This window comes from Arthrobacter sp. H14 (genome assembly GCF_000520495.1).
GTDB lineage: Bacteria > Actinomycetota > Actinomycetes > Actinomycetales > Micrococcaceae > Arthrobacter_C.
This window is the reverse complement of sequence record NZ_KI914644.1, coordinates 15,314-27,621: the sequence shown is the minus strand read 5'-3', so window position 1 is coordinate 27,621 and position 12,308 is coordinate 15,314. Positions and strand designations below refer to the sequence as shown.

15 protein-coding genes are annotated in these 12,308 nt (G+C 63.1%); 2 read left to right on the top strand and 13 right to left on the bottom strand.

What is annotated here, in order from left to right:
* Positions 1–104 precede the first annotated feature (104 nt).
* The 5 genes from ectA to Y707_RS0107805 form a co-directional block, all read right to left on the bottom strand.
* Positions 105–617 carry a diaminobutyrate acetyltransferase gene (ectA, locus tag Y707_RS0107825; protein WP_026534658.1) on the bottom strand — a complete coding sequence of 171 codons (513 nt, stop codon included), beginning with the start codon at positions 615–617 and terminating at the stop codon, positions 105–107.
* Between the two features lie 284 nt (positions 618–901).
* Positions 902–1,720 (bottom strand): IclR family transcriptional regulator domain-containing protein, encoded by an 819-nt coding sequence (locus Y707_RS0107820; RefSeq protein ID WP_026534657.1) that lies wholly within the window; start codon positions 1,718–1,720, stop codon positions 902–904.
* 27 nt (positions 1,721–1,747) lie between these two features.
* Positions 1,748–2,920, bottom strand: coding sequence for a thiolase family protein (locus Y707_RS0107815; protein ID WP_026534656.1), 1,173 nt, complete (start codon positions 2,918–2,920; stop codon positions 1,748–1,750).
* On the bottom strand, positions 2,917–3,564 hold the full coding sequence (locus tag Y707_RS0107810) for a 3-oxoacid CoA-transferase subunit B (RefSeq protein ID WP_035780818.1): 648 nt from the start codon (positions 3,562–3,564) through the stop codon (positions 2,917–2,919). The genes Y707_RS0107815 and Y707_RS0107810 overlap by 4 nt, the downstream gene beginning before the upstream one ends.
* A complete protein-coding gene (locus Y707_RS0107805; RefSeq protein ID WP_026534654.1) occupies positions 3,561–4,256 on the bottom strand; it encodes a 3-oxoacid CoA-transferase subunit A in 696 nt (231 codons plus the stop codon). Before Y707_RS0107805 ends, Y707_RS0107810 begins: the two co-directional genes overlap by 4 nt.
* Before the next feature lie 176 nt (positions 4,257–4,432).
* Here Y707_RS0107805 and Y707_RS0107800 point away from each other — a divergent pair, with 176 nt between their 5' ends.
* Both Y707_RS0107800 and Y707_RS0107795 read left to right on the top strand, forming a co-directional pair.
* The gene (locus Y707_RS0107800; protein WP_026534653.1) at positions 4,433–4,690 is read left to right on the top strand and encodes a FitA-like ribbon-helix-helix domain-containing protein; all 258 of its coding nucleotides are present in this window, start codon (positions 4,433–4,435) and stop codon (positions 4,688–4,690) included.
* The gene (locus Y707_RS0107795) at positions 4,687–5,076 is read left to right on the top strand and encodes a type II toxin-antitoxin system VapC family toxin (RefSeq protein WP_026534652.1); all 390 of its coding nucleotides are present in this window, start codon (positions 4,687–4,689) and stop codon (positions 5,074–5,076) included. Before Y707_RS0107800 ends, Y707_RS0107795 begins: the two co-directional genes overlap by 4 nt.
* 1 nt (position 5,077) lies before the next feature.
* On the opposite strand, the gene Y707_RS28895 is transcribed toward Y707_RS0107795, so the two are convergent.
* From Y707_RS28895 to pcaH, 8 genes are all read right to left on the bottom strand, one after another.
* The gene (locus Y707_RS28895; protein WP_081744716.1) at positions 5,078–6,193 is read right to left on the bottom strand and encodes a multicopper oxidase domain-containing protein; all 1,116 of its coding nucleotides are present in this window, start codon (positions 6,191–6,193) and stop codon (positions 5,078–5,080) included.
* Positions 6,190–7,533, bottom strand: coding sequence for a cupredoxin domain-containing protein (locus tag Y707_RS32140; RefSeq protein ID WP_051441765.1), 1,344 nt, complete (start codon positions 7,531–7,533; stop codon positions 6,190–6,192). Before Y707_RS32140 ends, Y707_RS28895 begins: the two co-directional genes overlap by 4 nt.
* The gene (locus tag Y707_RS28885) at positions 7,530–8,252 is read right to left on the bottom strand and encodes a hypothetical protein (protein ID WP_051441764.1); all 723 of its coding nucleotides are present in this window, start codon (positions 8,250–8,252) and stop codon (positions 7,530–7,532) included. The genes Y707_RS32140 and Y707_RS28885 overlap by 4 nt, the downstream gene beginning before the upstream one ends.
* Before the next feature lie 76 nt (positions 8,253–8,328).
* Positions 8,329–8,736 carry a 4-carboxymuconolactone decarboxylase gene (pcaC, locus tag Y707_RS0107780; RefSeq protein ID WP_026534651.1) on the bottom strand — a complete coding sequence of 136 codons (408 nt, stop codon included), beginning with the start codon at positions 8,734–8,736 and terminating at the stop codon, positions 8,329–8,331.
* Complete coding sequence (locus tag Y707_RS0107775) at positions 8,733–9,467, bottom strand: alpha/beta fold hydrolase (RefSeq protein ID WP_035780816.1); 735 nt, start codon at positions 9,465–9,467, stop codon at positions 8,733–8,735. The genes pcaC and Y707_RS0107775 overlap by 4 nt, the downstream gene beginning before the upstream one ends.
* Positions 9,467–10,840 carry a class-II fumarase/aspartase family protein gene (locus tag Y707_RS0107770; RefSeq protein WP_051441763.1) on the bottom strand — a complete coding sequence of 458 codons (1,374 nt, stop codon included), beginning with the start codon at positions 10,838–10,840 and terminating at the stop codon, positions 9,467–9,469. Before Y707_RS0107770 ends, Y707_RS0107775 begins: the two co-directional genes overlap by 1 nt.
* A gap of 7 nt (positions 10,841–10,847) precedes the next feature.
* Complete coding sequence (gene pcaG / locus Y707_RS0107765) at positions 10,848–11,459, bottom strand: protocatechuate 3,4-dioxygenase subunit alpha (protein WP_026534648.1); 612 nt, start codon at positions 11,457–11,459, stop codon at positions 10,848–10,850.
* The gene (pcaH, locus tag Y707_RS0107760) at positions 11,456–12,259 is read right to left on the bottom strand and encodes a protocatechuate 3,4-dioxygenase subunit beta (RefSeq protein ID WP_026534647.1); all 804 of its coding nucleotides are present in this window, start codon (positions 12,257–12,259) and stop codon (positions 11,456–11,458) included. The genes pcaG and pcaH overlap by 4 nt, the downstream gene beginning before the upstream one ends.
* Between the last annotated feature and the right edge of the window lie 49 nt (positions 12,260–12,308).

The window sequence follows — 12,308 nt, the reverse complement described above, 5'->3', positions numbered from 1 at the left end:
AGTGTTGAAAATGTCAGTCATGGAAATCGTTCCTCCTGATGGGGAATTGGTTCAGGACGCAGGAATACCTACGTTTCAGCGCCCTGCTGAAGCGGTGCGGGAAATTAGTTGAGCGGGCCGATTCGGATGAGGAATTCCGTGTCGTGATCATCGGGGAAATGCTCGCCTTCAAAGAGCGGATCCCGCTCCAGCGATGCGCCGCGTTCCTGCGCGAAACTCCGGAAAAGCCGGTTGGACGCTACGTTGTCTGCCGTGATGGTGGTTTCGAGCCATCTGGCACCGTCCACCCGTTCGGCCAGGGCGTCGAGCATGGATGCGGCAAGCCTGCGGCCGCGGTAATCGGCGTCGACGGCCACCTGCCAAACCAGCAGGGTCTCGGGGTCTTCCGGGCGGAAGTAGGCCGAGATAAAGCCTACGGGTTCGCCATCGATTGTGGCCATGATCGTGGTGTCGGCGAAGTCGCGGCACCAGAGCAGATAAGTGTAGGAGGAATTAAGATCCAGGGTCTGGGAATCTTTGGCGATCCGCCAGAGGTACTGGCCGTCATCGAGGGCCGGGCGATGGAACTGTGCAACCGAACTTGGACGTGTTTGCGGGTCTGCGTGTTGAACAACCATTTGTCCAAAGCTAGCGAACTGATAGCTAAAATCAACCGCAGAAGCCGCTTCCGGGGCCTAAAACGCCGGTTTTAACCGGTTGCGGCGGACGGCCCATTCCCGATCTATCCATGAGCTGACAGGCAATGCAGTACATGCGTCAACTGGAATGTCACGATTAGGTCACATTACGACATGTGATGACTTTTTCGGGAGCGCCGGATCGCGCTCGCGGCGCGGAAGTGATGGCTTTGGGGAAGCGCAGGCAGGGTCGTACGAGCTCTTGACAATCCGGTCGAGCGTCTTTATCGGCGGGTCAGTGTTCCGGTGCCGGAAGGTGTTCCGGCGAGCAGGTCCGCTTCGATGGCGGAGACAGTTTTGAGCAACCGCGGGAGGTAGTCGGAGACGATCGATTCGACCGTGACGCCGGATGTCTGGGCGGAGACGTTGATGGCGGCCGTCACGCGGCCGTTGCGGTCCCGGACCGGCGCCGCAATAGACCTCAGGCCCGCTTCCAGTTCCTCGTCCACCAGGGCGTAGCCCTGGCGCCGGACCTGGCCCAGCACTTCACGCAGCCGTACCGGTTCATGAACCGTGTTGGAAGTCAGCGGCTTCAGTTCCGCCGTCGCCAGGTAGTCATCAAGCTGCCCCGGAGACAGGGCCGCCAGGTGCACCCGGCCCATCGACGTCGCATAGGCCGGAAACCGTGTGCCAAGATTGATGCCAACCGTCATGATTCGACGGGTGGGCACCCGCGCGACATATACAATCTCGTGCCCGTCCAATACCGATGCCGACGTCGACTCATGCAGGTCGATGGAGAGTTGCTCCAGATGCGGCTGTGCGATTTCGGGCAGGGACAGTCCGGATAGGTAGCTGTAACCGAGCTCAAGCACCCGCGCGGTCAGCACAAACAGTCGCCCGTCGGTGCGCACATAGCCCAGCTCGACCAGGGTCAGCAGGAACCGGCGGGCCGTGGCCCGCGTCAGGCCGGTTTTCCGGGCGACCTCGCTGAGCGTCATCTCCGGACTGTCGCTGTCGAAGGCGCGGATGACCGAGAGGCCCCGCGCCAGCGACTGTACGTATTGTCCGCTCGGAAATGGCGCTTCACTCGTCTCGGTCATCCCAATATCCTAGTTGGCCACCGTCGTCTATTTGTTTTCGAGCACCACAGCAAGGCCTTGGCCGACGCCGATGCAGATTGCCGCCACGCCGATTCCGCCGCCACGCCGCTTGAGCTCGTGCGCCAGATGGCCGACGATCCTCGAGCCAGAAGCGCCGAGCGGATGCCCCAGGGCGATCGCTCCCCCGTGGATGTTGACTTTCTCCGGATCCAGCTCAGGCCACAGTTTCAGGCAGGCCAGGCTTTGTGCCGCGAAGGCCTCATTAAGTTCGACGGCGTCGACATCGTCCCAGCCCAACCCGGCACGGGCGAGGGCACGGTTGGCCGCTTCGACCGGGGCAATTCCGAAAACGTTGGGGTCATTGCCGGCGACGCCGCGGGACACGACCCGGGCCAGCGGTTCCGTTCCTAAGCCAGCGGCTTCACCACCAAGCAGGATGGCACCGGCGCCGTCGTTCAGCGGTGAGGAGTTGCCTGCGGTGACCGTGCCGTTCTCCCGGAATACCGGCCTCAGTCCGGCGAGTGTCTCGAGGGTCGAGTCGGCCCGGATGGCTTCATCCCGCTCGAGCACACCGTCGACCGGAAGCACTTCGTTGGCGTAGATGCCCTCATCCCAGGCCTGAGCCGCCAGCCGGTGGCTGCGGACCGCGAATTCGTCCTGCTCTTCGCGGCTGATCCCGTACATGTCGGCGAGGATTTCGGCGGTCTCCCCCAGCGGCACGGTCCATTTATCCGGCATCTCGGGATTGACCATCCGCCATCCCAGCGTGGTCGAATGCAGCGTTTCATTGCCGGCCGGGAAGCCCTTGGCGGACTTCTGCAGAACCCACGGCGCACGGCTCATGGATTCGACGCCGCCGGCCACGATGACATCCGCGTCACCGGTTTCGATTGCGCGGCTGCCCTGGATGACCGCCTCGAGGCTTGAACCGCAGAGCCGGTTAACCGTCGCGCCCGGAACCGACGTCGGCAGCCCGGCCAGCAGCGAAGCCATCCGGGCGACATTCCGGTTGTCTTCGCCGGCCTGGTTCGCGTCTCCCAGCAGCACCTCGTCGATCGCGGCAGGATCCAGATCCGGATGCCGCGCCAGCAGCGACGACAGCACGCCCGCGGCCAGATCGTCCGGTCGGATGCCGGCCAACGCCTTGCCGTAGCGGCCAAATGGGGTGCGGACGGCGTCGTAAATAAAGCTTCCACTCATGCCGCCACCAACCCGTCCTGCAGCCGCAGCCCCATCGCCTCTTCCAACCCGGCAAGATCCAGGTCCGCGAAGATCTCCAGGACACGGATTTGCCCCTCGGACAGTTCAAAAATCGCCATGTCAGTGTAAATCCGTTCCACGCAGCCAAGGCCGGTCAGCGGGTAGGTGCACTGCTCGACGATCTTGCATTGGCCCGTCTTGGTGAAGAGATCCATCATCACGTAGACATGCTTCGCCCCAATGGCCAGATCCATGGCGCCCCCGACGGCGGGAATCGCGTCAGGCGCGCCGGTATGCCAGTTCGCCAGGTCCCCGTTGATGGCCACCTGGTAGGCACCCAGGACGCAGTAGTCGATGTGCCCGCCGCGCATCATTGCGAACGAGTCGGCATGGTGGAAGTAGCTGGCTCCCGGTGGCTCCGTGACCGGGATCTTGCCGGCGTTGATCAGGTCGCCGTCGATCTCATCCTCCGCGGCGGCGCGGCCCATGCCGAGCATGCCGTTTTCAGTGTGCAGGATGATCTCCCGGTCCTCCGGAAGGTAGTCGGCGACCAGGGTCGGCAATCCAATGCCCAGGTTGACGACGGCGCCGTCGGGGAAGTCACCGGCCAGACGCTCGGCTATTTCCGTGCGGCTGAGTTTCATGATGCCTTTCCTTCCATCCGGACGGAGTCTTGTGGCAGCTCCAGCACCCGGTCAACATAAATGCCGGGGGTGACCATCGCTTCCGGGTCCAGCTCCCCAAGTTCGACAACGCTGTCCACCTGGGCAATCGTCGTCGTCGCCGCTGCAGCCATAATGGGGCCGAAGTTGCGGGCGGTCTTGCGGTACACCAGGTTGCCCCGGCGGTCGGATTTCAACGCCTTGATCAGCGCGAAGTCTGCCTTGATCGGGTACTCAAGAACGTAGTTCCGCCCGTCGATTTCGCGGGTCTCCTTACCCTCGGCCAGCATGGTTCCAAACCCGGTGGGCGTGAAGAAGGCGCCGACGCCGGCCCCGGCCGCGCGGATGCGCTCGGCCAGGTTGCCCTGCGGGACAATTTCCAACTCGATCTCCCCGGCCCGGTACCGCTCATCGAAAATCTGTGAGTCCTTCTGCCGCGGGAAGGAGCAGATCATCTTGCGGACCTGTCCTGCTCCGATGAGCGCAGCCAGACCGGTGGTGCCGTTTCCCGCGTTGTTATTGACGACGACGAGGTCCTTGGCGCCATGCTCGAGCAGCGCATCAATAAGCTCGACCGGCTGTCCGGCCTTTCCAAATCCACCGATCATGACGGTGGCGCCGTCCGGGATATCGGCAACCGCCTCGCCGGCGCTGCCGACTCTCTTGTTGACCATGGTGTCCTTCCGTACGCATTACAAACTTATGTTCTACTAGTGAACATAGCATGAGGAGCGTCACAAGGCAATGTCGCGAAGGCGCGAAGGAAGCATGTGAACGCAGGCAGCAGGCAACAGAAGCCAGATCGGGCAGCTACATACAGACTGTATGTATTGGATAGTAATATGTATGTATGAGTTCATTGTTGCAGATCAGAAACGTTCCAGAGGAAGCTCGACGGGTCCTGAAATCCCGCGCTGCTGAACGCGGAGAATCGCTGAACACGTATCTGCTTGGTCTAATTGCCCGCGAAGTGGAACGCCCTACAGTCAGCCAGGTCCTTGAACGTGCCGCCTCAAGAGCCGAACGCGCCGGCGGATCCTCGGTGGATTTTATAGCCGCTGCCCGCAGCGAACGTGATGAAGAGGTTGAGTCCAGGTCGAAAGCATGATCGTGGTGGATGCCGCCGCCGTAGTTGACGCCCTGGTTCTGACTGGCGGGGCCCATGAGCTTCGCGGTTTCATGGCACAGCATGAATTGAATGCGCCCACATTGCTCGATTATGAGGTGATTTCCGCGGTGCGCGGTCTCACTATGGCTGGTCGACTGAGCGTAGCCAGAGCCGAAGATTTCCTAACCGACTTTGACGATTTACCGATCACACGTTGGTCATCCAGCCATTCGCTGCGCAGGCGGTCATTTCAGCTGCGGGACAACGTTTCCGCCTACGATGCCGCGTATGTTGTGTTGGCCGAGGCGCTCGGTTGTCCCCTGCTTACACGCGATGCACGATTATCCAGATCCAGTGGTCACAGCGCCCGAATTGAGGTTCATTAGATTATTCCGCTGTGATGGTGACGACGCGGGTGAACAGGATGGCCTCGGTGATCCAGTGCAGGAGGTCGACCTTCAGGGTGTATTTGCCGGCTGCGGGTGGGTGCAACAGGATGTCGTAGCGTTCGGCCGCACCGAAGTTGATGATGCTCGTAATTAACGGGCTGCCGGCATCGCGGATTGGCGGGGACTCTCCCAACGGGTCCGAGGTATCGCGGAACGGCCGGCCATCGTGGGATATGAGCTCCGCCATGGGGACAGGCGTGGTGCCTGCCGCATCGGTGAAGTGCATGTCGACCGGGAAATAATTCGCATTCAGCAACCGCACAAGGGTCGGCGCGCCGCCTGTGCCTGCTGCCTTGGCGCGCAGTGCGCCGCGCAACTGCCATGGACCCTCGTCCTCCGGACCCTTTGCCAGCTCTCCGCCGAGCAGATAGAAATGCTCCGGTTCGAAGCGGTCCAGTCCCACGTCCTCCCCCGAAAGGCCGGCCGCATGGTTCATCTCATGCCAGCGGGGATCCAGGGAGTACGGGATGAGAATGGCCTCGGTATCGATGTCGTATTCCGGCCCGTCGACGAACGCTCTCCGGGTATTGGGCCGCACCGGGTACTTCGGGTCGACCACCGGATCGATCACCACTGGACCAAACATCCCCATCTGGACGTGCAGTGGAGTATTGACATGGCAGTGATAGAAGTAGGTTCCTGCAGCTCCGGAATTCGCATCTCCCGAATGACCGATCTCCGGCACCCACTGGTAGGTGTAGTGTCCCGACACTACGAAAGAGGTGTGTCCCACTCCGTCATTGCGCGGATCCGGTTCGATCCCGTGCCAATGGATGGTGTGCGCCCCCTTGCTGGGGCTCACGGTTCCGTGGAATATTTCCCCCTCCGTGAGCCGCAACAGCGGTGATGGAAATGTCTTCTCGATTTCATCGGTCTCAAAAAACCACATCTCATGCTCGGCGCCGTCGTCGAATTCCATATCATCGCTGCGGAAATCCAACTCATAGGACTGGTCAGCGTCCTCCAGGAACTCCGTTTCCGGACTGCCCTCCTGGATCTGGTCGGAGCTGAACTCCACCTGGCTGCGGTAGAGGTGGTGCGGTGATTCACTCATGGTGACTGTCCTTCCGAAACCGTGCCGGAATTGCCCTGTGTGGCGCCGTCCGGCGGTACCTCAACGGGTATGGGTGGCGGCGGAATGTCGACCGGGGCGGAAATCGCCCAGTGCCCTACGAGTCCGGCCGGGTACATTCCGCCCATAGCGACCTGGGACGGTTCGGCATGGCAGTGCATCGGGTAGATCCAGTCGCCCGTCCGCGCATTCCAGACTGTTGCAGTAGCCTCCGGCGGACGCTTTACCGGCAGGACGCAGTCCCTCCGGTCGAGCGGATGAACCTCGACCACGTCCTCCCACTGCTGCAGTACTACATGTCCTTCCGCATCGATAAAGCCGCCTGTCCGCGGAAACGGCGTACCGTTCCGGCCAACAGTCCAGATGTGGTTGCCGTGGAAATGCAATTGGTGATGCACGATGCCGGCGTTAATGAACCGCATCATGTGCCCGGTCCGCACGGTGTCCGGTGTGACGCCCTGGCTGAAGTCCCTAACGTCCACCTGCCGGGCAGCCCCGGACATCAAGGTGTCCTCCTCGCGGAGATGGTTGAGAGCTTCGTCGATGCTGACGCCCAGGGATTCAAAGCCGCTGCGGTCATTAAGTGTGAAATACCGCGGGTACGCCGGAGTCACGGCAGGGTCAACGGTTTGACCCTGGGAAGCCAGCCTGGCCCACTCCGGCTCGATGTCATGGCAGAACCAGAGCCACTGCCGTTCGAACTCCTCCCCGCCAGGAGTGATCCGCCACGGCTCCTCGGTATTGGCCACGAACAGGGCTCCGGCCAGGCCAAGGGTGCGCTGCACCGGGTCCAGCAGTGCATCATCAGGACTCGTGCCCGGGTCGCAGTAGATGTAAGTTCCGGCCGGCGGCGCCTCGAATTCCAGCAGTTTCGAGGACCCGGGAGCGATCCTTCCGGTGGTGGTGTGCCTGCGGATGGCGGTGGGCGAATCGCCGGGAGCTGTATTGAGGAAGGACAGTTCATGCTCGTCGGCGAGGGTATTGTGCACGCGCAGGCTGATGGTGCTGCCGGCCTCGGCAATGATGGTACGTTCCGGGAAGTAGCTGGCCCAGTAGGCCCGGCGGACCAGATATTGACCGGGATTGATCGGATCTGAGTAGAGTGGTTCCGGCCGTCCCAGATGCGGGGACGTGGCGTTCAGTGGATACTTTCGGCTCTTCACCAGCCGGCCATCGGCCGTAAACACGTGTGGAGGGAGGGTGAGGCTTGGCGCGGCGTCGTCAACCGCCGTCGGCCGGTCACCAAATCCACGGTGGTAGACGAGCGCACCGTCCACCATGGGGACGAAACCGTCGTTGATGTAAACGTTCAGCGTTTTCATGACTGCCCCGAAACGAATGACGGAATGCCGAGCGACAACCGCTCACCGTGCAGCGCATCGGTAAATTCAAGAGTGAAACCGGCCGCGTCCGACGGGGCAAGATAACTGACCCACATCAGCTCCATGGATCCGGGCGGGATCGATCCGGCCCGACGGCTGAAGTCCCTGGGAGTGATGGTCTCTCCACCATGACGCCGGAGCCTGAGCTGCCCGGGGGAAAAGGGCACCGGCAGCTTTTCTTCGTTAAAGACTTTTACTTCCAGCACGACGACGTCGCCCCACGTCTGGTTCCCGGGTTGCGGATAGCCGGTGGCCGGCGCTGAACCACTCTGTCCGCCGTGTCCATTTGAGTGGCTGTTGACCATGCCGCTGGCCGAGACCGCGGAGGTCCGCTCCAGTGTGTCCGCCTCCGCTGCGACCTGGCGTGGCGGTCCGTTCTGCGCTGCACTGACCAGGCGGAGGAATTCCTCCGGTCCGGGCGCGGCACTGGACGCAGGTGTTCCATCCGCGCCCAGGCGGGCTCCGCGGACTGCGCGGGTGACCTGCAGTTTGTCAGCGGCACCGACCATCGGCCCCGCGCCGGGATCCACGCCCGATGTGGCGACGCCATAGGTTCCGGCCGCCGCAATCGTCGCGGCTCCGGCGCCAAATACCACGATGAACTGCCGGCGTGAAACGCCCGGGAGCCCCGTTTCTTCTGCTTCTGTTTCCGAGGTCATCTTCCAAGCCCCAACCCAGTTGACGGTGTTGCGAGAAGATGATTATGCTCCGCAAGTCTTGGGTAAACCTTGGTGGTTAGCGGGCTGCGGCTTCGGCGATGATCGGCTGGGCGATCTTAAAGGCGGAGTTGGCCGACGGGACGCTGCAATAGACCGCGGACTGAAGCAGGACCTCCTTGATTTCGTCCGGCGTCAGTCCGTTGCGCAGTGCCGCACGGATGTGCATACCGAGCTCGTCCATATGTCCGCCGGCGATCAGCGCCGTGATAGTGATGACGCTCCGCGTTTTCCGGTCCAGCCCCGGGCGGGTCCAGATCTCGCCCCAGGCTGTGCGGGTGATCATGTTCTGAAAGTCGGCGGTGAAGTCGTCGATTCCGGCGTTGGCCCGGTCGACGTGCTCGTCGCCCAGAACTTCCCGCCGTACTGCCATGCCGGCGTCGAACCGCTTTGAACCTTCCGCGCCACCGTCGTCGTGCGTGCTCATTCAGACTCTTTCACAAGATTCATCATCGCCTGCGCCACCTGATCCGGCTGCTCGATGGGGGCCAGGTGGGCGGCATCCGTAATGGTCGCGTACTTCGCCCCGGGGATTCCATCGGCAACTGACCGTCCCAGCTCAGGCGGTGTGACGCCGTCGTGCTCGCCCGAAAGTACGAGGGTTGGCACGGAAACCTCGCCAAGCTGGTCCCGCACATCAAAGCCGGCGAGCGCCTCGCACAGGTAGGCGTAGGAGCCGTTATCCGCATCCGAAACGTCGTGCAGCAGGCGTGCCGCCGAGTCCGGGTCCCGCTCAATGTAGCCGGGCGCGAACCAGCGCTTTGCGGAGCCATCCACGAGTACCGGTGTTCCCTGCTTGCGGACCTGCCCAGCACGCTCCTCCCAGGCCTCCGCCTCGCCGATTTTGGCCCCGGAACAGATGACTGCGAGGCTCCCCAGCCGGTCCGGATAGCGCAGCGCGAGATCGAGGCCGACGCTGCCGCACAGCGATATCCCCGCGTAGTGGAACGTGTCCATCTTCAGGGTGTCGGCCAGCTCCACGACCTGGTCTGCGACGGCGGAGATCGTCAGCGGACCCGCGGCGGCGACCTGCGGCCCGTGCCCGGGGAGCTCGTAGTTTGCGATGTTCCAGTCCTGCGGAAACAGAGCCGCGGCCTTCGACCAGACAAACGAGGATGTTCCCAGCGAAGGACCGAGGATGAGGTTGGTTCCGGCCATTATGGCTCCTGTCTAACGAAATGTTGTTGGTACGCGGACAATGCGCGGCCGATGAAGGCGTCCGAACAGCCAACGTACCCGGAAGGGTCGAGGAGTTGCTCCACGGAGGGTTTTTCCCCGTCGTCCGCGCGGTCGGCGCCGTTGAGGGCAGCGGCCAGGAGTGTCTGCAGATCCTCCCCGGCTCCGGCCCGGATAATCAGCTGCTGCACCTGGTCTTTGCCGAGCACCGGGGCGAGTTCCAGCATCAGCCGTTCACTCAGCACCAGACCACCGCTCAAATTCAGGTTGGCCTTCATTTTCGCATCGTCGATCTGCAGCCCGGGGGTCAGTTCCGCGGCGAGTGCGGCCGAACCGCCGACGAGCCGCAGCAGTTCCTGCAGACTCGACCATTCGGTATGCCAGGCTCCGTCGGGCCGTTCATCCACGGCGAGGGCGCTGCGGTGCAGTTCCGCTGCCAGCGCCGGTGCTTTCCGTGCCGCGGCGTTCATCAGGACGCTGAGCACGGGGTTCTGCTTTTGCGGCATCGCGGACGATCCGCCCCTGCCGGCTGCCGCAGGCTCGGCTACTTCGGCAATTTCCGTCCGGGACAGCAAAGCAATGTCGACGGCGATCTTCCCGAGCGCGTCGTTAACGCCCGCCAGGGCATCGCCGAGTTCCGTCACCGGAGCCCGCCTGGTGTGCCACGGCATAGCCGGCGCAAGCAGCCCCAGTTCGGCGGCAAAGGTGTCGACGACGGCGAGCGCGTCAGCCGGATTCAACAGCTGGGCAGTGGCGGCCAGCGTCCCGGATGCTCCGCCAAGCTGCGCCGGCAACTCCGGCGCCAGACGTTCAAGCCGCCGTGCCGCCGTCGTTAATCCATACAACCATCCGGCTGCCTTGAGACCGAAGGTGGTGGGCACCGATTGCTGGGTCAGCGTGCGGGCGGCCATCACCGTGGAGCGGTGGCGGTCGGCCAACGAGGCCAGTCCGGCTGCCGCCGTGCGGAGGTCGGCCAGGATGATCCGGACCGCCCGTACTGCGACAAGCATCAGGGCGGAGTCGACAATGTCCTGGCTGGTGGCGCTCTTGTGCACCGACGCCACCGCCTCCGGATCGAGCTGCCGCACCTGTTCGCGCAGGTCGGACAGCAGCGGGATCACCGGATTTCCGCCGCCCCGGGCACGCAGCGCAATGGAGCGGACGTCGAAATTGTCCGGATCGGCGGCCGCACGGATGGTGCCCACATGGGCCTGCGGAATCGCGTCGTGCCGGGCCAGGGCCGTGGCCAGTGCCACCTCCACTTCGAGCATGCAGGCCAGGATGGACTCATCCGAAGTGGCTGCCGCGGCGGGCGTGCCGGACCACATCGGCGCCGTCAACGAATAATCATGCACGGCTGGGTCAGTCGAAGGCAAGGAACACCGTCTCCTGCGGACCCTGCAAGTGGATGTCATGCCGGATGGATCCGTCCCCGCCGCGGGTGGCGGTTACCGTGGCGCGATCTTCCTCATCCAGGCTGGTGAGGAACGGATCCGTGACGTGGAGTTCTTCATGGCCGGGCAGGTAGATCCGGGTATGCAGCTTGTTGATCAGTCCCCGGCTGAATACTGCGACGGCGATGAACGGCGCTTTACTGTCCGCACCGGCGTCGTTCCCGCCGCTGCTTGAGGAGGCGCCGGTACTTGAGATGGGACCCGGAATCACGGTGGAGAATTGGTAATGCCCCGCTGCATCGGTTTCCGAACGGCCGAACCCCGTAAAGGTGTGCCCGTCACGGTGCAGCGAACCCGGCTCCCGGGGGATCCTGCCGTCCTGGTCTGCCTGCCAGATCTCGAGAATGGCATCAGGAATCGGATCGCCATTGCCGTCGAAGACATAGCCGTGCAGCCGCACTGCCTTCGGATTGTGTGGCGGCACCAGATCCGGTCCGCCTTCGAAAGGCAGGGCGTAGCCGAAGAACGGGCCGACAGTCTGCCCCGGCGTTGGAGCTGGGCTGGTTGAGGGGTTACTCATTCGTCGTCTCCTTCGGGCTCAACCCAGGTGGCTTTGGACCCGGTGAGGACAATGTCCCAACGGTATCCCAGAGCCCATTCCGGGGAGGTGAGGCTGTGGTCGAATTTCGCCACCAGGCGTTCCCTGGCATCGGGATCGACGATGGAATTGTAAATCGGATCCAGCGGGAACAGCGGATCTCCGGGGAAGTACATCTGGGTCACGATCCGCTGGGTGAAGGCGGTGCCGAAAACCGAGAAGTGAATGTGCGCGGGCCGCCAGGCGTTGCGGTGATTCTTCCAGGGGTAGGCGCCGGGCTTGATGGTCAGGAAACTGTAGCCGCCGTCGTCGTCGGTAATGCAGCGGCCCGCGCCGGTGAAGTTGGGGTCGATCGGCGCCGGATGCTGATCCCGCTTATGGATGTAGCGCCCTGCAGAGTTGGCCTGCCAGAGTTCGATGAGCTGATTTCGGACCGGGCGCCCTTCGCCGTCGAGCAGCCGGCCGGAGACGACCATGCGTTCGCCGAGCGGTTCGCCGTTATGGACGATCGTCAGGTTGCTCTCCAACACGGAGACGTCAGTATGCCCGAAGGCCGGCGAAGCGAGCTCAATGGTTTCGGGGTCCACATGCCGCGGATTCTTCGTAGGATGGCGCAGGATGCTGCTGCGGTATGGCGGGAAGTCGAGGCTCGGCTGCTGCGCCGGCGGTTCCCCTTGCTGGCGCCGCTGCTGGTACCCGGCGTGCAGGGTTTCGATCTCGTCCGAAATCTCCGCCTGCGACCCCTCTCCTCTGTCTGAGAGGTTCGTTGTTTCAGTGGTCATGGTTTCTCCCTTGGTGCACGTTTCAGTTCACCTTGTCAGCAGGACACCG

Coding starts and splice junctions, on each gene's coding strand:
- ectA (WP_026534658.1), bottom strand. CDS start 617: ATGGTTGTTCAACACGCAGACCCGCAAACACGTCCAAGTTCGGTTGCA.
- Y707_RS0107820 (WP_026534657.1), bottom strand. CDS start 1,720: ATGACCGAGACGAGTGAAGCGCCATTTCCGAGCGGACAATACGTACAG.
- Y707_RS0107815 (WP_026534656.1), bottom strand. CDS start 2,920: ATGAGTGGAAGCTTTATTTACGACGCCGTCCGCACCCCATTTGGCCGC.
- Y707_RS0107810 (WP_035780818.1), bottom strand. CDS start 3,564: ATGAAACTCAGCCGCACGGAAATAGCCGAGCGTCTGGCCGGTGACTTC.
- Y707_RS0107805 (WP_026534654.1), bottom strand. CDS start 4,256: ATGGTCAACAAGAGAGTCGGCAGCGCCGGCGAGGCGGTTGCCGATATC.
- Y707_RS0107800 (WP_026534653.1), top strand. CDS start 4,433: ATGAGTTCATTGTTGCAGATCAGAAACGTTCCAGAGGAAGCTCGACGG.
- Y707_RS0107795 (WP_026534652.1), top strand. CDS start 4,687: ATGATCGTGGTGGATGCCGCCGCCGTAGTTGACGCCCTGGTTCTGACT.
- Y707_RS28895 (WP_081744716.1), bottom strand. CDS start 6,193: ATGAGTGAATCACCGCACCACCTCTACCGCAGCCAGGTGGAGTTCAGC.
- Y707_RS32140 (WP_051441765.1), bottom strand. CDS start 7,533: ATGAAAACGCTGAACGTTTACATCAACGACGGTTTCGTCCCCATGGTG.
- Y707_RS28885 (WP_051441764.1), bottom strand. CDS start 8,252: ATGACCTCGGAAACAGAAGCAGAAGAAACGGGGCTCCCGGGCGTTTCA.
- pcaC (WP_026534651.1), bottom strand. CDS start 8,736: ATGAGCACGCACGACGACGGTGGCGCGGAAGGTTCAAAGCGGTTCGAC.
- Y707_RS0107775 (WP_035780816.1), bottom strand. CDS start 9,467: ATGGCCGGAACCAACCTCATCCTCGGTCCTTCGCTGGGAACATCCTCG.
- pcaG (WP_026534648.1), bottom strand. CDS start 11,459: ATGAGTAACCCCTCAACCAGCCCAGCTCCAACGCCGGGGCAGACTGTC.
- pcaH (WP_026534647.1), bottom strand. CDS start 12,259: ATGACCACTGAAACAACGAACCTCTCAGACAGAGGAGAGGGGTCGCAG.